Source organism: Paludibaculum fermentans (assembly GCF_051172195.1).
Lineage (GTDB): Bacteria > Acidobacteriota > Terriglobia > Bryobacterales > Bryobacteraceae > Paludibaculum > Paludibaculum fermentans_A.
Window position 1 is genome coordinate 3,925,331 of sequence record NZ_JBPJAQ010000001.1, and the last position, 18,439, is coordinate 3,943,769.

Genomic DNA, 18,439 nt, shown 5'->3' on the forward strand with positions numbered 1-18,439 from the left:
CGGGCTACCGGACCTTACTCCAATTCTCGTCACCTTCCTTCAGTGCGATGGCCTGATTGGCCGCTACGCTGCTGAATTTTTGCACCAGGCCGCTGGGCCAGCGGATCTCCAGCGAGTCGATTGTCTGGTGCTTCGCCAGACCAAGGTGGACCCGGTACGGTTCAGTGGAGCCGAAGCCTGCACTGCCCTTTACCTCGCGGTACACGGTAAACGCGCCCATCTTCGCCGTCACCTGCGTGCCGACCGCGAAACGGTTGCTCTTCACGCCGGTCAGGTCGACCTGCAGCCAGTTGTTCTGGTTGCCCTTGAGATTTCGATAGAACGCGTTGTTGGCCCAGTCGCCCGGATAGTGGCCGCCAAGCTGGGCATACAGGTCGAGATCACCGTCTTCATCAATGTCGATGAACGCCACGCCATGGCCCTTGTTCCCGGGCCGCTCGAAACCGACGTAGTTCGTCAGATCGGAAAACGTCCCGTCGCAGTTGTTGTGGAAGAACCGGTTCGGTTCCAGGCGACTCATCTGCGGGTCACCAGTACCGAAGTAGAAATCGATGCAGCCGTCGTTGTCCAAGTCGCCCACCCCCGCGCCCATTGTGCCCATGGGGAAGTAGAGCTTCGCATCCCAGGTCACGTCGGTAAACGTGCCGTTGCCGTTGTTGCGGAACAGGCGGTTGGAGTCGGGGTGTACGGCCTTCAGGTTGGCGGGCGCATAGCCCTGCTTCAGGCCCTCCACCGTAGAGTTCCAGTCGGCCAGGCTGGTGGTGAGAATGTCCGGCCAGCCGTCATTGTTGTAGTCGACGAAGAAGCAGACGAAGCCGTTGTGTGAGGGCTGCACGACGCCAGCCTGCTCGGCCATGTTCGTGAAATGGAGGTTCCCATCGTTGTGGTACAAGCGGTTCGGCGCCGGCTCCAGGCCATTGATCAGGATGTCCAGCTTACCGTCCTTGTCATAGTCGCCCAGAGCAATCCCGATGGCACCGTAGATGGGAGGCTCGTCGAGCCCCGCCGCCTTCGTGATATTCGTGAACGTTCCATTGCCGTTGTTGTGGTAGATCTGAGGCACACTGCCGTCCTTCAGCACCCCGTTGGCTACGACCAGATCTAGCAACCCATCATTGTCCAGATCGCCCCAGAGCGAGATGAACCCATCGCCCGGATCGTCGGCTCCGCTCTGCTTGGATACGTCCACGAACTTGCCGCCGATATTGCGAAACAACTTGTTCCGCAGCGGACCACTCCAGCCGTTCAGTGAAATGTACAGGTCGAGTTTTCCGTCGTTGTCGTAGTCGATCAGGTTCAGGCTGTAGCCCGATGGCACCTTCGCCAGGCCCACTTCTTCCGTTACCTCGTGGAACTTGCCGCCATCGTTGTGATACACGCCGATGAAACTGCCGCTACCGGCCAGGAACACGTCCAGCTTGCCGTCTTCATCGTAGTCGCCCCAAGCCACCGTGCCGTTGCCGTCCTTTCGATCCAGTCCCAGTTCTAGGGCCATATTCGCGAATGCGAGCAACGGCGGATTCACCGGATCGATCTTCACCTCTGTTGCCGGGAATATGACGTTCTTTGGAAGAGTAGGCAGCCCGCCCTTGAGCTGCTTCAGCGAGATCCAGAACAGCCACTGATCGACCGAATTCATGCGCCACTGCAGAGTCTGGTAGAACTGGCTGGCGGCATCCACATACTGCCCCTGGCGATAGAGGTTGGCGCCTACCTCACGGAGAATCTCCGCTGTCTTGTCAGCTGACTTCGACCGTGCCGCCGCCTGCGCAAAGTACTTGTTCGATTCCAGGAAATTGCCGCGTTTGGAAAGAGTGCTGGCCATCATAAAGAGCGCCGCCGCCTCTTCGTCGCTATACGGCATGGTGCTGTCGATGACTCGCTCCAGCAGGTCGACTGAGCGGTCGATGCCGATCATCGGATCGTGCGGCACGCGGTGACCACCCTCCTGGACGAAACGCACTTCGCCACTCATCCATTCCGACAGGCTCAGCAGATACCCGTTCGCATTGGGCTCCAGCTTGGCGATCTTCGACGCCAGTTCGAAGGCCAGGTTCGGATCGTAGTACAAGAGCTCAGACCGGGCATGCAGAATCGCCTTGGCTCGCAGGGCGGGGATGTGGTCGGGATTCTTTTTGACTGCCCCGTTCAGCGATTCCATGGCCAGTCCGAGGGCGATGCGGCGCCTGGTCAGGTCTCGCTCACGGTAGTAGTCGAGCAGATGCGATCGTGCAATCTGATACCAGATCTCCGCATCATCAGGAGCGGCCTTCAACAGCTGATCCAGTTCGACCCGCGCTTCGGCCGTCTTGCCTTCACGCAGCAACAGTAAGGCTTTGCGCAGCGCCGAGGGGCGTTCCGGCAGCGCCGGGCCTGGATCGTGCCGCATCTCGTTGTGCGGCTCCTGCGGCGGTGCCTGCGCGGGCGCCAGGACCGCGGCCGCCAGCAACAGGGGCAAAACGGCCCAGGGTCCGGCAATTCTCATGACAACTTTCCATACCTCAGCACTTTTACGCCCTCCCAAGTCACCAGCACGCTGGAAGACCCGGCCGTGACCATTCCATCCAACACCGGTAGAAACGCCTCGATCCTTTCCTTTGAATCGACGATCTCGACCAGGAACGGCATGTCTTCGCTCAACCTCTCCAACTTCGCCGTATGCAACCGGCTCGATCGTCCGAAGCCCATCGGCCCGCGCAGTACGGTTGCGCCGGCCAACTGCAGCTCCCGCGCCTTCAATACGATCGCCTCATACAACGGCCGGTGCCCGCAGCGGTCGCTTTCTCCAAGGAAGATCCGCAGCTGAATTGCATCTTCTGGAATATTCATGAGAAGTTACCTCTGGTTGAAGCCGGCTGCCAACTGGTTGCCCAGCCAGACGCCTAGCAGGCACAACACCACCGAACCCAGGACGTTCACGGTCGCCAAACCCCATTGCCTGTCCTGCATCAGGCGCAGGGTTTCCAGGCTGAACGAAGAAAACGTCGTGAACCCGCCGCAAAGACCCGTCATCACGAACAGCCGCGTGTTCTGAGCCACCAGCAGCCGTCCCTGCGGCCCGCTGATCGCGGCAAAAAAACCGATGAACATCGAGCCGCTGATATTGATCAGCATCGTGCCCAAGGGAAAAGTCTCCGGTCCGAATCGAGCCACCATGCCCGATACCCAGTAGCGGAGCATACCACCCAGGCCGGCTCCGACGGCAATCCATATGTAGCTCACGTCATTAGTTATCCTACGACCGTGAAGCTTCTCGCCGCCTGCTATCTTCTCTGCCTATCCCTGTCCGCCCAAACCGAGCCTCCGGCCCTGCTCGAAAGGAAGACGCTCTCCAAGTTGGAAACCATCGATGCTGCATTCGACGGCGTCCTTGGTGTTACCGCCATCGACCTCAAATCCGGCCGCACGTTTTCGTTGCACGGAGACCTGCTCACCACCCAGGCGAGCCTGATCAAGATCCCGATCCTGGTCACCGCCTTCCAGGCCATCCAGGCCGGTTCCCTCAGCCTCGACCGCAAGTACACACTGACGTCGAAAGACTCAGTCGGCGGCAGTGGAACCCTCGACGCCCGCCTCGCTCAAGGACCAGTCGAACTCACCCTGACGGACCTGCTTACGTTGATGATTCGCGATTCCGATAACACGGCAACCAACCGCGTCATCTCGCTGGTCACCATCGACCGCGTGAATGCGCTCATGCTGCAGCTCCGCCTGCCGAACACCAGGTTGCGGCGCATCATGATGGACGCCGAATCCGCGCGCAAGGACGCTGAGAACACCTCCACGCCGCTCGAGATGGCTCGCCTCGTCGAACTCATCTACCGCAATAAGGTGGGGACGCCAGCCACCTGCGCCCAGATGATTGACCTGCTCAAACTCGTCAAAGCAGACTTCCGCGCGGCCCTGCCCACTTCGGTCCCGATCGCCTCAAAGGTGGGAGAAGTCCCCGGCGTCCACACCGAAGCCGGAATCGTCTACCTGGAGGGCCGTCCGTACGTCCTCAGCGTCATGGCCTCCCTGGCGGCCGGAACTTCGAATCCCATTCGCGATGTCGCAGAGGTGGTGCACGCCCACTTCGTCCGGCTGGCGAACAGCAATCGCTATGGCCATCGCGTCTCCGATCCGCTGTTCTGATCGAGTCCGCACCTGTGCCGGAAAATCGCTGATCCGGAATCCTCCAACTCTGCGCGTCTTTCAATGTCAGCGCAACACGGTCCCGTTGCGCCAATCGCCTTGGAGGTAATCCGCTCATGTTCACGCCAGTCTGCCGGCGCAGAGGCTTCGCGTCCGTTCTAGCCCTGTCGCTCTCGCTGCTTTCACTCAGTCAAGGGCTCGTCGCCCAAGTGGCCGAAGCCGTTTTGCAGGACGGCACTCCTGTCAGGCTCCGCCTCTCCCGAAACCTCTCTTCCGCTGATGCCAAGGAAGGTGAGACGGTGGATTTTGAAGTGCTGGAAGAGGTGCGAGTCGGAGATACGGTCGTCGTTCAGAAAGGCGCTGTGGCGCTGGCGACGGTAACCCTGGCCACCGCCAAGCGCAACATGGGCCGCGGCGGCAAGCTGGATGTGAACATCGATCACGTACGGCTGATGAATGGGGAAAAAGCCGCCCTGCGTTCAATCAAGCAGGCGCAGGGTGGAGGCAACACCGGCAAGATGACCGGCGCCGTCGTCGCCACCTCTATCGTATTCTTCCCAGCCGCGCCCCTCTTCCTCTTCGTGAAGGGCAAGGATGTGACCATCCCGAAAGGCACAGAGATCACGGCGTACGTCAACGGCGATTTCCGCTTCAACCTGCCTGCGACGCTGCTGGCAAAGGCCGCCCCGGTCCCGGCGCAATCCGCACCGGCCGGCTCCGCGCTGACCAACCACAACGTCCTGGAGTTGAAAAAGGCCGGGCTCTCCGACGACCTCATCGTCGCCAAGATTCGTGCCTCCCGCGGCGACTACCGCCTGGATACCGACGACCTCATCGCGTTGAAGAAGGCGGGGCTCCCTGACGCCGCCATCCGCGCGATGCTCGAAGCCGCCCGCTGACAAAGCTGCGGCCTCTCCTCCCCGGCGGGGGCAACCGCCTCCGCCGGGTCAATACAGTCAAATCGAACCCCGCCTACGCGCCCACAATCTTGAACGCCAGTGCGTGCTCGCACGGCTTGGCTTCCGGCAGTTCCACCTTCAGCCCCGCGGCTTCCTGTGTGAACTTCACTTTCCCCTTAAAGCCAACCAGTTCGACATTTCGGATCTTGCCGACATTGTTTGCCCCCCCGGGCGCCAGCGCCGGGATGAGTGCTTCCTTGTCCGGCACACCCATCACGAAGGCGTAGAGCGTGGACCCCTTGCTGATGAATCGTGCGTCCTGCGGACCCAAATCCTTGCGGTTCCGCTCATTGAAGTTCCCGCCGCCCTGGGCCGATGCGCCCGTCCCCGGACCATCCCCGAAGATCTTCCACGGCCGCGTGCCGTAAATGCCCTCGTGATTCACGGCCATCCATTTCGTGATGCCGTCCAGAGTCTTCAGTTCTTCGCTGTCCAGCATGCCATTGCCAGGTAGCGGGAAGTTCAACAGCAGGTTGCCGTTCCTGCTCACGATGTCGACCAGCAGGTCCACGACGGTTTTGGCCGACTTGTACTTGATCTCCCGGTTGTAGTGCCACCCGCCGATGCAGGTGTCGGTTTGCCACGGCTGGTCCGCGATCTTGTCCAACAGGCCGCGCTCCACATCGAGGATGCCCGCGAGCACCCCGTTGATCTCGCGGTTCAGCTTGCTGCAATAGACCGCGCCCACCTTGCCCTTGTTCTTTTTCGCGCTCTCGTTGTACAAATGCGCGATCAGGCTCAGCCCCCACTCCTGGAAGAAGATCGGACCGTCGGTGTACAGCAGGTCCGGATGATAGTTGTCCACCAGGTCCTTGATCCGGTTGAAGTAGTGCTGCTTCCATTTCACCGGCACGTTCACCGGGCTCCAGTCGTCAGTCCGCGTACTGCCCGGCCGCACCGGCACCTCGTGCCCCTCGTGGTAGTAGTCCCAGAACTTCGGATCCGCGCCGTCATACGGCACGCCTTTCTGCGGACCCGCCTTATCGCTCAGGTGGCTCGTCTGGTACCAGTGGTAGCTCACCGCCAGGTGCTCGCTCACGCCAAACTTCAGGCCGCGCTTCTGGGCCGCTTTCTGGAACATGCCCACGACGTCTTTCTTCGGGCCCATGTTCACTGAGTTCCAGCGGTTGAACTTCGAATTCCATAGGTCAAAGTTGTCGTGATGGACGCCCATCGAGACGAAGTACTTCGCACCGGCCTTCTGGTACAGGTCCATCAGGTGCTCGGCATCGAACTGCTCAGCCTTCCACGTCGGAATGATGTCCTTGAAGCCGAACTTCGAAGGATGCCCATAGGTCTTCACATGGAACTGATACTGCTTGGAGCCCTCCTCGTACATCCGCTTCGCGTACCAGTCGCCCGCTTCCGTTTGTGATTGCGGACCCCAGTGCGCCCAGATGCCGAACTTGGCGTCCCTGAACCAATCCGGCGCCGCCACCGGGCGCAACGATTCACTCGTGCCGGCGAATTCGCCCTTCGGGATCTCTGGTTTTGCGTCCTGGCCTTGAGCCTGTGCCAGCCGCAGTCCTGGTGCCGCGGCCAATATTCCAAGCGCGTCGCGTCTGCTGAGTGCCATGGTTTATCACCTCGGCAGCCATTCTACTTCATCGTTAACTGCAACGCTAATGGAAACTCACTTCACAGGCGTGATCCGGTACAACCCGGACGCATGTGGAGACAGTGAAAAGGTCTGCCCCTCGCTCACCCGGCCAGTATCCGCCTTCTTCCACAAATCCCTCACCACACACGTCCCGCTGAGTCCGATCTCGGTCCAATCCACGCGCACGTCGACCGTGGGGCCCTCCCCCGAATGGAACACCGCCAGATACTTCGACTTTCCGTCCGCGGCATCCGATACCCAGGCGATCGCCTCCCCCTTGCGGAACAACTCGCGCGGCTTGGACCCCTTCTGGTTCACGGCCAGCACCTCGTCGTTGGTGATCAATGCCAGCGTGGCTGGATCATTGCTGGGCAGGTCCCCGCCGAACATCATCGGCGACCGCGCGATCGCCCACAGGCTCATCAGCGTCTGCTGCTCAACGGGTGTGAACCTCGAGCGCCGGTCGTCCCCGCGCTCCGCTCGAATCCCGATCCGCCCCAGCGGCAGCATGTCACCGTCCGGCCAGGAATTCTCCCGGCTGTGACCACTCCAGGGAGCCATGAGATCGAAGTTCTTCTTCAGGTCCACCCAGCGGTCCCAGAAATCATCCGACACCCGCCACATCTGGGCATGCGCCGCGTAGAAAGCCGCCTGTTTCACATCCGCCGGGCCGGGCGAAAGGCTCAGCACCATCGGACGCCCACTCTTCCTGATCGCCTTGTCCAGCGCTTCAATCTCGCCCGCATGCAGCGGCCGGGCCATGTCGTCGGCTTTGATGAAATCGACGCCCCATCCGGCATAGAGTTTCACGATCGAGTCGTAATACTCCTGCCCGCCTTCCTTCGTGACGTCCACTCCGTACATGTCCGTGTTCCATTGGCAAATGGAACTCTTGTCCGCTACGTCCTCCGCTTTCCAGCGCGTACCCTGGATGGGTGTATTGCCGCGTACGGCCTGCCGCGGAATCCCGCGCATGATGTGTATGCCAAACTTCAGTCCGAGCTTGTGCACCGCATCCGCCAGGGGCTTGAAGCCCTCTCCGCCGCCCGAGGAAGGGAATCGGTTCTCGGCCGGCAGCAAGCGCCCAAAGCCGTCCATGTTCAACTCGGCATTCGCGCGGTAGCCGTGCGCCTTCGCCTGCGCGTCCGACCACTGGATATCCACGACGATGTATTTCCAGCCATGCGCCGCCAGATGCTTCGCCATGTACTCCGCATTGGCTTTCACTTCGTCTTCCGTCACCGTGGTGCCGTAGCAGTCCCAACTGTTCCAACCCATGGGAGGCGTCGGCGCCTGGGCATGCAGAAGAGCCGCAACACAAGGCAGTACCAGTAGTTTGATCGCTGACATGCATCGAGCATAACGCCATCGGTGATTCGCCGCACTCTTTGGACTTTTTTACCGGCACTGGAAAGAACGACCGGCTTTCGCGGTCCTGTTAACACCCCCTTCACGTAACATTTTCATGGAGTTACGTTTGGACCTGGAATTGCCGCCTGATTAGGCCAAGGACGCATAGCCCATGGACTCGAAAGAAACTAAATACGAGATCAACGACCAGAAGCCCGGGAAACAACCCGAATGGCGGCAATGGGTCATGCCCGCTGCCATCGCGGTCCTTCTCGGGACTACTGTATGGAGCACGCTCGCTCTCACAAACGAGCGCGACCATACCGCTCAGTTAGTGAAGGGCAACCAGGAACTGAGCGCAAATGTCAGCACCATCCAGGGCCAGATGCAGTCCATGGCGGACCGCATTTACGCTCTTAACAATAAAGTGAAGACCGTCGAGCAGGCCGCCCAGCCGAAACCGGCTGAACCCGATGCCGGCGCCCCTGCTGCACCGGCCGCCCCGAAAGTTCGCAGGCGCACCGCCGTTCGCACTGGCCCGCCGAAGCCTGTCATCGCCAACGACCCACGCGTCGATCAACTCCAGGCCCGCCTGACCGACCAGCAGCGCGAACTCGAGAACGCCAAGCTCCAGATCGAAGGCGCCCGTACCGATATCGCCGGCACCCGTTCAGACTTAGGCAAGACCCGTGAAGACCTCGAGGGACGCCTGAATGCCACGCGTGACGACCTCGGCAACACTATCGCCCGGAATCACGACGAAGTGGTGGACCTTCAGAAGCGTGGCCAGCGCAACTACTACGAGTTCCAGATCTCCAAGGCCAAGACCTTCCAGAAGGTGGGCCCGCTCAGCCTGTCGCTGCGCAAGGCCAACAACAAGAAGAACTCATTCGACCTCACCATGCTGGTCGACGATCGCCAGTTGCAGAAGAAGAACATCAACATGTACGAGCCCGTTATGATCAGCCTGCCCGATCACATTCACCCCGTGGAACTCGTGATCAATCAGGTCTCCAAGGATCAGATCAAGGGCTACCTCAGCGAGCCGAAATACCGGAAGTCCGAGATGGCGTCCAGCGATGGACCTGCGTCGCCGAAAGCACCCGCTCTTCAACAACGGCCGCAATAACTCCTCTCCGTCCGTGACCAGCAAAAAGGGGACGATCTCGCTCAGCGAGGCCGTCCCCTTTTCTATTCACTACGCGCGCGGAGTCTAGCCCAGCTTCCAGGGCTTTCGATACTCCTTCGTCAGCCAGCGGTTCGCATCGGCATCGCCGGTAATCTGCTCCTTCGCCGCATCCCACTTCAGCGATCGCCCCAGCCGCATCGAGATGTTCCCCAGATGGCACATCACCGCCGTCTTGTACCCATCCTCCACATCCGCATTCGGCTTCTTCCGGCTCTTCACGCAGTCCAGAAAGTTCCGCACGTGCACCGAGTGCTGCTCCGTTCCCGGATACTTCTGCTGTTCGACGCCCGGCTGCTTCGCGTCCAGACCGCCCCACTTCTCACCGTTGATCTCAATGCCGCCGCGCGTCAGCCGCATCGTCCCATTCGTGCCGTGTACCGTGATCCCCGACTTCCGCGCGCTATTCATCTCGCAGGTCGTCCACGTCAGCACCCAGTCCGGGAACTGATACAGCACCTCCTGCACGTCCGGAGTCTCACCTGCCCCCGTCAGGCAATACCGCCCGCCAAAGGCCGCCACGGCCTGCGGAGCATCCGCATTCATCGCCCACCGCACAATGTCGATATCATGCGCGCCGAAATTCGTCATCTGCCCGCCGGAGTAGTCCCACCACCAGCGGAAATGATACAGGCAGCGCATCTTGTTGTAGGCCCTTGCCGGCGCCGGTCCCAGCCACATCTCCCAATCGAGATCGGCCGGCGGCTTCTCGTCCACCGCTGTGCCCCAGCCCGGCATCGCATTCCGGATCAGGCTCGCCTGCACCTGCGCAATTTTCCCCAGCTTGCCGCTGCGAATCATCTCTACCGCCTGCGCATAGTGCGGACCCGACCTCTGCTGGCTGCCCGTCTGCACCACCCGGTTGTGCTTCCGGGCCGCGTCCACCATCGCCCGCCCTTCCCTGATCGTCAGCGACAACGGCTTCTCACAGTACACGTCTTTCCCGGCCTGGCAAGCTGCGATCGTCGGAATGGCATGCCAGTGGTCCGGCGTACCCACGATCACGGCGTCGATGTCTTTCCTCTCGATCACCTGCCGGAAATCCTTGTACGAAGCCACCGGGCCGCCCGCCGTCCCGGCCTGTTCCGCCAGGGCCAGTCCCAGCTTCAGGTTCGGTTCGTACACGTCGCAAACCGCAACAGGCACAACCTCCGGATTCTTCAGGAACAGCTTCCAGTCCGCGCGGCCTTGCCCGCCTGATCCGATCAGCCCCACCCGGATCCTGTCGTTGGCGCCCATCACCCGCTGATAGCTCGCCGCCGTCAGGGCGGCCGAGGAAAGGAAGGTTCGTCTGTCTATTGTCATGGCAGTAAGTCGTGTCCGGTATTATTCTTTCACACCACGCCTTTGCCACTGGCCGCGCGTGGCAAGATGGTAAGACTTCCTCATGACTCTCTGGCATGGCGCCTCTGTCTTCGCCGCCGCGTTTGTCGCCGGCATGATCAACTCCGTGGCCGGCGGTGGGACCCTCCTCACGTTCCCCACCCTGGTCTGGGTCGGACTCTCGCCGGTCACCGCCAATGCCACCAGCACCGTCGCCATCTGGCCCGGAGCCCTGGGCAGCATGTGGGGCTACCGCGAGAACATCCGCCACAGCGAGCGTCGCCTGCTGCTGCTCGTCCTGCCCAGCATCGTCGGCGGCATCCTGGGCGCCTGGCTGCTGCGCTTCACGCCCCCCGCCATCTTCGCCGCCCTCGTCCCTTACCTCATCCTCTTCGCCACCATCCTGTTCATGGTGCAGGAGTCCATCCAGCGCTGGCTCGGCCTGCACCAGGCCTCCGAGACCCACAAAACCGCCCGCTGGCTTACCGGGGCCATGGTCTTTCAGTTCTTCGTCGCCCTCTACGGCGGCTACTTCGGCGCCGGCATCGGCATCCTCATGCTCGCCGCACTCAGCATCATGGGCCTGCACGACATCCACCAGATGAATGGACTGAAGAACTTCTTCGGCATGTGCATCAATGGCGTCGCTGCCCTCTATTTCGTCGTCATGCGCATGGTCTACTGGCCCGACGTCGCTGTCATGGCCGTCGCAGCCATTGTCGGCGGCTATGGCGGAGCCGGTCTCGCCCGCCGACTGGGCCGCACCTTCGTCCGCCGCGCCGTCGTCACCATCGGCTTCGCCATGGCCATCTCTCTGCTCGTCAAACGCTAGCAGTCGCAAGTTTACACGCAACCCTCTTGCCGCCAGCCGCCTGCTCTGTCATGCTCCCATAAGAGATTTATGGGAGACAAAACTGACAAACAGGGCGAGCTGCTCCAGGGCACCCTCGACCTCCTCATCCTCAAGACCCTCACCCGCGGCCCCAGGCACGGTTACGCCATCGTTGAGTGGATTCAGCAGACCTCCGAGAGCATTCTCCGCGTGGAAGAAGGCGCTCTTTACCCGGCCCTCCACCGCCTGGAACTCAAAGGCTGGCTCGCGTCGGACTGGGGTGTCTCCGAGAACAAACGCCGCGCCAAATACTACGACCTCACGCCCGCCGGCCGCCAGGCTCTCGCCGATTCGACAGAGTCCTTCAACCGTCTCACCGGCGCTGTCCAGCGCATTCTGCTGTCCACCTAGAGGATCCTTGCCGTGTTCTCTCAACTGCGCCTGCGCATCCAAGCCGCCCTCCACCGCCGCCACCTGGAACGCGATCTGGAGGAAGAAGTTGCCTATCATCTCCAGCGCCGCGCCGACAGCCTCCGCGAAGCCGGCGATCCCGACCCGGAACACGCCGCGCTGCGCCGCTTCGGCAACCCCGCATCACTCCGCGAGAACCTGCGCGACCAGTGGACCTTCCCACGCCTCGAATCCGTCTGGCAGGACACCCGCTATGCAGCCCGCCTACTCCGCAACAGCCCCGGTTTCACCGCGGTGGCAGTCCTCTCACTCGCCTTGGGAATTGGGGCGAATACCTCGATCTTCACCGTCATCGACGCCATTCTCCTCAAGACGCTCCCCGTGCCGGAGCCATCCCAACTGGTAATCCTTCGCAATGCGACGAAGATCGAAAAAGACCTCCGCTGGTCTCGCACCGGATCCATGGGCGGCCTCGACAAAGAGAGCGGGCTCCGCACCAGCAGCGTCTTCCCCTATCTCGCTTTCCAGGAACTTCAGGCGCAACTCACCTCCGCTTCCGTTTTCGCCTTCGCCAGCCTGTTCGACATTCACACCGTAGTGCAGGGCCGTGCCTCCATGGGCTCCGGCCATATGGTCTCTGGCAACTACTTCCAGGTGCTCGGTGTTCATCCCGGCTTGGGCCGCCTGCTGGTTGAGGCCGACGACCGCCCCGGAGCACCTCGCGCCGCAGTCGTCAGCCATCGTTTCTGGCAAACCGCCCTGGCCTCCGACCCCGCCGTCATCGGCCGCACCCTCGGCATCAATGCGGTCGGCTTCACCATCGTCGGAGTCACCCCGCCTGGCTTCTACGGAGTCTCCGTCGGCGGCTTCATATCCGCGCCCGACGTCTATGTCCCCCTGCAGGCCCAGCCCCTGCTGGCACCCTATACGCCGCACTCCAGCCGGAGCATTTTCCAGGCCCCCGATTTCCTTTGGCTCAACATCATGGCGCGCACCCGGCCCGGTGCCTCCCGCCAGTCCACAGCCTCCGAAGCAACCAGCCTGTGGCGCCAGTTCATCCTCGAACAGGGCTTCTCGAAAGACCCCGTCCGAGACGATTTCCGCATCATCGCCCTTGCTGGCGCCCAGGGTATCGATTCCCTCCGAACGAAGTTCGAACGGCCGCTGCTGATGCTCCAGGTTGTTGTCGCCTTGGTTTTGCTCATCGCCTGCGCAAATCTCGCCAGCCTGTTGCTCGCACGCTCCGAGAGTCGCCGCCGCGAAATCAATGTCCGCCTCGCCCTCGGCGCCGCCCGGGCCCGCCTGTTCCGGCAGTTCCTCACCGAAAGCCTCCTGCTCGGTGCGTTGGCCGCTTCCCTTGGAGTCCTATTGGCTCAGTGGGGCACGCAGGTCCTCGTGGCAGCCCTCTTCGAACGGGACGTTGCCCTTCGCCTCCAGATCCAGCCGGACCTGCGCGTCCTGCTCTTCAGCCTCACCCTGTCCCTGCTTACCGTGTTCCTGTTCGGACTCGCGCCTGCCTTTCGCGCCACCCGTACCAGCCTGGCGCCGGAACTGCATCGGATGGCCCGCACCGCCTTCCTCAGCCGGGCCGTCATCGTCACCCAGGTGGCCCTGTCTCTCGTCCTCCTGGCCGGGGCCGCCCTATTCCTCCGTACCCTCCAGAACCTCTACTCCGTCCAGTTGGGCTTCAATAAGGAAAATGTCCTGATCTTCGCCGTCGATCCCACCCGCAACGGCATGCGGGATCAACAACTTGTGAACTTCTATGAGGCCCTTCGCGCCCGCTTGCGCGTCATCCCCGGCGTGCGGTCCGTCTCCGCCTCCAATGAGACCCTCATGAGCGGCTGGTACTCCAGTTCGATGATTGCGATGAACGGCGAATCCGCGGCCGGCAGCCAGCCCATTAGCATGCGCTACCTGCGCGTCACACCAGACTTCTTCGAGACCATGGGCATACCACTGCCATCCGGACGCGGAATTCTCGAATCCGACACCGCTGCCGCCCCCTCTGTCGCCGTCCTGAGCGAGACCGCCGCCCGCCTCGTTGCGCCCTCCGGTTCCCCCCTCGGCCGTAGCTTTCAATGGACCGGTAAGTGGCGGGGCAAGGAGGTGACAGTAGTCGGAGTCGCCCGCGACACCCGCTCGCACGAGCTCAGCCAGCCAGTCGAACCTACGCTCTACGTCCCTTACCTGCAGGGCCCCTGGGACGTGGGGCGGCTCCAGTTTGAACTCCGCACCGCCGTGCCCGCTCGCGATGTGTTGCCACTCGTACACCAGGCCGTTCAGGCTCTCGACGCCAACTTGCCGCCCTATCAATTCCGGACTCAAAGCGAACAGGTGGATGAACGCTTCGCCCTGCAGCGCGTGCTCGCCCGCGCCTGCACGGCCTTTGGCCTCATGGCCCTCCTGCTCGCCAGCATCGGGATTTACGGCATCATCGCCCACTCAACCACTCGCCGCACCGCCGAAATCGGAGTGCGCGTCGCCCTCGGAGCCCGGCCCGCGGATGTGATCTGGCTGGTCCTGCGCCAAGCCGCGTTCCTTGCTGCCCTCGGCATTCTTGCCGGCTTGGCGCTTTCCCTTGCTTCCGCCCGGCTTATCGAAGCCAGCCTCTACCAGGTGAAAGCGACAGATCCTGCAGCCCTCGCCGCCGCCGCGGCCGTACTCGCCCTCACCGTATTTGCTGCCGGTCTGCTGCCCGCCCGCCGCGCCGCGAAAGTCAATCCGGTCGCCGCCCTCAAGTACGAGTAGCGGAACTGGACCCCAAGGCATGTAATCCCCGCTACACACGCCGTTTACAATCCGGATGTACCGATACTGTTTTGTTCACTATGATCACGTGAACGCTAACGAATGAATCGGAATGCGGCACTCGATTCACATATTCTGATATCTCAAATCGCCCTCGCCCAGAGCGCATGAAGGAGTCCTAACCTCATAGAACCACGTAGTTTACCTGAACTGGGGAGTGACCTCTACCTCGAAAGGGGTAGACGACGCCTGTGATACCTATCTAGTTACGTTTTGAACGGCAACATAAAACGATTCATTGACAGGTTACTATTATTACGTTAGTATCAGCCCCAGCCTAGCGTATTGGGCCGTAGGCTCTTTGCGCAGGACAGATTAATGGTCCAAGGGGGTCACAGCGTATGATGCTCTCCCGAGTAGTCATCCGTCGTCAGTTCGTGCCGATCCTCGCGCTTCTTCCCTTTCTTTGTATGACCGGGTGGGCGCAGCAGATTACCGGCACTATCAGCGGCACGGTGAAAGACGCACAGCAGGCGGCCGTCGTCGGTGCGAAAGTCACAATCGTGAGCGCGCAGCAAGGTACAACCCGTGAGGTCAGTACCAACAACGAAGGCGTCTTCGTCTTCGCCAACACACAGCCTGGAACCTACAACCTCAGCATTGAGTCCACTGGGTTCAAGAAGTTCGAACAAAAGAACGTCATCCTGTACGCCAGCGACCGTCTCAGCCTCGGCGACCTGTCACTCAGCGTCGGCGCACTGACTGAAACCGTCACTGTCGAAGGCGACGCGGCCCAGGTTCAGGCCACCTCCGCGGAACGCGCCGGTGTTCTCACCAATAAGCAGGTTGTCGATCTGGCTCTCACCAGCCGCAACCTCTTCGATCTCGCTAAGACGATTCCCGGTGTCGTCTACACCGGCGGCGTCGGCGGCATCGCTGCCAACGGCAATCGCAACAACCAGAACAACTTCACGCTCGACGGCGTCACCAACATGGACACCGGTTCGAACGGCGGCACGCTCGCGTCCACCAACATGGACATGATTGCCGACATGAAGATCATCACCAATTCACAGGGTGCTGAGTTCGGCCGCGCTTCCGGCGCGCAGATCCAGGTCGTCACCAAGGGCGGCACCCAGCAGTTCCACGGCACCGGCTACGGCTTCCATCGCCACGAAAGCCTGAATGCCAACACCTGGCGCAACAATATCGACGGTCGCGCCCGGCCTTTCTACCGCTACAACTACGCCGGCTTCAACGTCGGCGGCCCGGCTTACATCCCCGGCAAATTCAATAAGGACAAGGAGAAGTTCTTCTTCTTCGTCGGTATCGAGTGGCAGAACCAGTTGGTGCCGAACAACCTGTCCAACGTCACGGTGCCCACGGCGCTCGAACGCACTGGCGACTTCTCTCAGTCGCACGATGCGGGCGGCGCTGCCCTCACCATCCTCGATCCGGCAAATGGCAAGGCCCAGTTCCCTGGCAACAAGATCCCACAAAGCCGTCTCAACGCCGACGGCGTGAAGATCCTGAACTGGTATCCCGCCCCCAACGCTCTTGGTGTCAATAACGGCTTCAACTACCAGTCGCAGGCTTCCAATAAGTACCCCCGGCGCGAAGACATCTATCGCGGCGACTACAACATCAGCGACAAGTGGAAGGTTTATGCGCGCTACATCAACAACAAGGATGAAACCAGCATGGCCTACGGCCAGTGGAACGCGCAGTACAACATCCCGTTCGGCCCGATGAGCTTCGGCGCACCTGGCTGGTCGTTCGTGTCCAACGTCACCACGATCATCAATCCGACTCTCACCAACGAGTTCCTGTTCGGGTCGTCCAAAAACGTCCTGCACATCTTCCCGCTGGACAACGCTTTCGATCGCGGCAAGCTGAACCTCTCGTACAAGATGCCGTATCCCGACGCCGACAAGCTGAACCTCGTTCAGAACTGGCAATGGGACGTTCCGAATTCTCCGAGCGTCAACTTCACCGGCACCCCGTTCTCGAACTATAACCACACCTACGACATCACCGACAGCGTCGCCAAGGTATGGAACTCGCACACGTTTAAGACCGGCATCTACATCAACAAGAGCGCCAAGGATCAGACGTCCACCAACTCCATCAACGGCTACGTCAACTTCAACCGTGATACGAACAATCCCGGTGACACCAACTGGTCCTGGTCGAATGCTCTGTTGGGCAACTACAACTACCTGCAGCAATCCAACAAAGTCCTGAATGGTCAGTATCGCTCCATCAATGTGGAGTGGTACCTGCAGGACAACTGGAAGATCAACTCGAAGCTCACGCTCGAATACGGCATACGCTTCTATTACATCCAGCCGCAATATGACGCCGCTCTCCAGACCTCGTCCTGGAACAAGACGATGTTCGATCCGGCTTCCGCCGGCGTGCTCCGCATTGCCGGACAGTCGAACGGTGTCCGCGTTTCCGTCAATCCGCTAACTGGCGAAACCGGCCCGGCCGCCCTCATCGGCTCCCTCGTGAACACAGGTAAGGGCTTCGTCAACGGCGTCTATGCCAACGGCATGGGCCTGGCGGGCCAGAACTATCCGAAGGGCCTCCTTGATGGCAGCGGTCTGCAGTATGCCCCACGCGTCGGCGTCGCCTACCGTGTCGCCAATAAGACTGTGATTCGCGCCGGCGGCGGTGTCTTCTACGACCGCCTCCAGGGCAATCCCATCTTCGACATGCTCGTCAATCCGCCGTCCATCGCCACGCCGCGGTTCTACTACGGCAACCTCGCGTCGATCCCGCCTGCCTCCGCCGGCGTCTTCTTCCCTGGCGGCGTCAATGGCTTCGACAAAAAGGGCAACATCCCCACAACCTATAACTGGAACTTCACCATCCAGCGCGAACTGCCGATGAGCATCCTCTTCGACGTCGCCTATGTGGGTTCCTCGTCCAACCACCTGCTCTACCGGTTGAACCAGAACGCCATCCCGCTGGGTGCCGCCTGGCTGCCGCAGAATCAGGATCCCGAGAAGACCCCGCTCTATGATGGTTCCACCAGCAAGGCGGCAAACTTCTACCGGCCGTACCAGGGCTATACCAACGCCACCGCTTACGGATTCGGTGCCAACTCGAACTACCATGCGCTGCAGATGTCGGCCAACCGCCGTCTCGGCAACGACTTCACCTTTGGTGTGGCTTACACCTGGTCGAAGGCCATGGGCACGACGAACGACGATTACACCACCAACGTGCCCTTCAACTTGCGTGCGGCCGACTACGATGTCCTGAACAACGATCGCACCCAGGTCTTCGTGTTGAACTATGTCTACAACCTGCCCAAGTTCGTCAAGGGCACCAGTGGCGCGGCCAAGTTCGCCAAGTTCTTCACCAACGAATGGCAGATCTCTGGCATCACCACCATGCAGACCGGCGCGCCGGCCAACATCAGCTTCTCCATCGATAACACGGGCAATCTCAACGAGCGCTACACCGGCTCGCCTGATGTCGCTCCGCGCGTTCGCTACACGGGCCGGCCTTCCTACCCGAAGAGCCTCTACCAGTACGTTGACGCATCCGTCCTCGCCATGCCCATCGTTAAGGGCAGCGCGGGCTTTGACTCCAATCGCTACCCCGTCCGTCAGCCGACTTGGACCAATTGGGATGTCTCCATCTTTAAGAACATCCCCATCCATGAACAGATGCGCCTCCAACTGCGCTGCGAAATGTTCAATGCTCCGAACCATCCGCAGTTCAGCGATTACAACAGAAGCGCCGCGTTCAATCCCGCCACCGGGAAGGTTCGCAATCTGCCGACAGCGCTCGGCGGTACGGATCGCTTCGGCTTCGGTGCCATCACCGGAACCAACGACCCCCGCCGCATCCAGCTCGCTGCGAAGTTCTACTTCTAAGCG

13 protein-coding genes are annotated in these 18,439 nt (G+C 61.1%); 7 read left to right on the forward strand and 6 right to left on the reverse strand.

Annotated elements, in window-relative coordinates:
• Positions 1–4 precede the first annotated feature (4 nt).
• From ACR9Y2_RS15945 to crcB, 3 genes are read right to left on the reverse strand one after another with little or no spacing between them, the layout of a single operon-like run.
• Positions 5–2,485 carry an FG-GAP-like repeat-containing protein gene (locus ACR9Y2_RS15945; protein WP_435042391.1) on the reverse strand — a complete coding sequence of 827 codons (2,481 nt, stop codon included), beginning with the start codon at positions 2,483–2,485 and terminating at the stop codon, positions 5–7.
• Positions 2,482–2,829 carry a DUF190 domain-containing protein gene (locus ACR9Y2_RS15950; RefSeq protein WP_435042393.1) on the reverse strand — a complete coding sequence of 116 codons (348 nt, stop codon included), beginning with the start codon at positions 2,827–2,829 and terminating at the stop codon, positions 2,482–2,484. Before ACR9Y2_RS15950 ends, ACR9Y2_RS15945 begins: the two co-directional genes overlap by 4 nt.
• A 6-nt stretch (positions 2,830–2,835) precedes the next feature.
• Positions 2,836–3,222: a fluoride efflux transporter CrcB gene (crcB, locus tag ACR9Y2_RS15955; protein ID WP_435042394.1), complete on the reverse strand. Its 387-nt coding sequence runs from the start codon at positions 3,220–3,222 to the stop codon at positions 2,836–2,838.
• Positions 3,223–3,243: 21 nt separating this feature from the next.
• Between crcB and ACR9Y2_RS15960 the strand changes: the two genes are divergently transcribed.
• Positions 3,244–4,134 (forward strand): serine hydrolase, encoded by an 891-nt coding sequence (locus tag ACR9Y2_RS15960; protein WP_435042395.1) that lies wholly within the window; start codon positions 3,244–3,246, stop codon positions 4,132–4,134.
• Positions 4,135–4,250: 116 nt separating this feature from the next.
• Complete coding sequence (locus tag ACR9Y2_RS15965; protein WP_435042396.1) at positions 4,251–5,033, forward strand: hypothetical protein; 783 nt, start codon at positions 4,251–4,253, stop codon at positions 5,031–5,033.
• Positions 5,034–5,106: 73 nt separating this feature from the next.
• Here ACR9Y2_RS15965 and ACR9Y2_RS15970 read toward each other — a convergent pair whose 3' ends face one another.
• Positions 5,107–6,669: an alpha-L-fucosidase gene (locus ACR9Y2_RS15970; RefSeq protein ID WP_435042397.1), complete on the reverse strand. Its 1,563-nt coding sequence runs from the start codon at positions 6,667–6,669 to the stop codon at positions 5,107–5,109.
• A gap of 57 nt (positions 6,670–6,726) precedes the next feature.
• On the reverse strand, positions 6,727–8,043 hold the full coding sequence (locus ACR9Y2_RS15975; protein WP_435042398.1) for a glycoside hydrolase family 27 protein: 1,317 nt from the start codon (positions 8,041–8,043) through the stop codon (positions 6,727–6,729).
• Positions 8,044–8,215: 172 nt separating this feature from the next.
• Between ACR9Y2_RS15975 and ACR9Y2_RS15980 the strand changes: the two genes are divergently transcribed.
• Positions 8,216–9,172: a hypothetical protein gene (locus tag ACR9Y2_RS15980; protein ID WP_435042400.1), complete on the forward strand. Its 957-nt coding sequence runs from the start codon at positions 8,216–8,218 to the stop codon at positions 9,170–9,172.
• Positions 9,173–9,256: 84 nt separating this feature from the next.
• Here ACR9Y2_RS15980 and ACR9Y2_RS15985 read toward each other — a convergent pair whose 3' ends face one another.
• Positions 9,257–10,534, reverse strand: a complete 1,278-nt coding sequence (locus ACR9Y2_RS15985; protein WP_435042401.1) for a Gfo/Idh/MocA family protein — start codon at positions 10,532–10,534, stop codon at positions 9,257–9,259.
• An 82-nt stretch (positions 10,535–10,616) separates the two neighbouring features.
• On the opposite strand from ACR9Y2_RS15985, the gene ACR9Y2_RS15990 reads away from it, so the two are divergent.
• From ACR9Y2_RS15990 to ACR9Y2_RS16005, 4 genes are all read left to right on the forward strand, one after another.
• Positions 10,617–11,384, forward strand: a complete 768-nt coding sequence (locus ACR9Y2_RS15990; RefSeq protein WP_435042402.1) for a sulfite exporter TauE/SafE family protein — start codon at positions 10,617–10,619, stop codon at positions 11,382–11,384.
• A gap of 69 nt (positions 11,385–11,453) precedes the next feature.
• Positions 11,454–11,795, forward strand: a complete 342-nt coding sequence (locus ACR9Y2_RS15995; RefSeq protein WP_435042403.1) for a PadR family transcriptional regulator — start codon at positions 11,454–11,456, stop codon at positions 11,793–11,795.
• A 12-nt stretch (positions 11,796–11,807) separates the two neighbouring features.
• Positions 11,808–14,546 carry an ADOP family duplicated permease gene (locus ACR9Y2_RS16000; RefSeq protein WP_435042404.1) on the forward strand — a complete coding sequence of 913 codons (2,739 nt, stop codon included), beginning with the start codon at positions 11,808–11,810 and terminating at the stop codon, positions 14,544–14,546.
• A 401-nt stretch (positions 14,547–14,947) separates the two neighbouring features.
• Complete coding sequence (locus ACR9Y2_RS16005; protein ID WP_435042405.1) at positions 14,948–18,436, forward strand: carboxypeptidase regulatory-like domain-containing protein; 3,489 nt, start codon at positions 14,948–14,950, stop codon at positions 18,434–18,436.
• Positions 18,437–18,439 lie beyond the last annotated feature (3 nt).

Excerpts from the sequence above, each read along its gene's own strand:
- ACR9Y2_RS15945 (WP_435042391.1), bottom strand. The coding sequence starts at position 2,485 with ATGAGAATTGCCGGACCCTGGGCCGTTTTGCCCCTGTTGCTGGCGGCC.
- ACR9Y2_RS15950 (WP_435042393.1), bottom strand. The coding sequence starts at position 2,829 with ATGAATATTCCAGAAGATGCAATTCAGCTGCGGATCTTCCTTGGAGAA.
- ACR9Y2_RS15965 (WP_435042396.1), top strand. The coding sequence starts at position 4,251 with ATGTTCACGCCAGTCTGCCGGCGCAGAGGCTTCGCGTCCGTTCTAGCC.
- ACR9Y2_RS15970 (WP_435042397.1), bottom strand. The coding sequence starts at position 6,669 with ATGGCACTCAGCAGACGCGACGCGCTTGGAATATTGGCCGCGGCACCA.
- ACR9Y2_RS15975 (WP_435042398.1), bottom strand. The coding sequence starts at position 8,043 with ATGTCAGCGATCAAACTACTGGTACTGCCTTGTGTTGCGGCTCTTCTG.
- ACR9Y2_RS15980 (WP_435042400.1), top strand. The coding sequence starts at position 8,216 with ATGGACTCGAAAGAAACTAAATACGAGATCAACGACCAGAAGCCCGGG.
- ACR9Y2_RS15985 (WP_435042401.1), bottom strand. The coding sequence starts at position 10,534 with ATGACAATAGACAGACGAACCTTCCTTTCCTCGGCCGCCCTGACGGCG.
- ACR9Y2_RS15990 (WP_435042402.1), top strand. The coding sequence starts at position 10,617 with ATGACTCTCTGGCATGGCGCCTCTGTCTTCGCCGCCGCGTTTGTCGCC.
- ACR9Y2_RS15995 (WP_435042403.1), top strand. The coding sequence starts at position 11,454 with ATGGGAGACAAAACTGACAAACAGGGCGAGCTGCTCCAGGGCACCCTC.
- ACR9Y2_RS16005 (WP_435042405.1), top strand. The coding sequence starts at position 14,948 with ATGATGCTCTCCCGAGTAGTCATCCGTCGTCAGTTCGTGCCGATCCTC.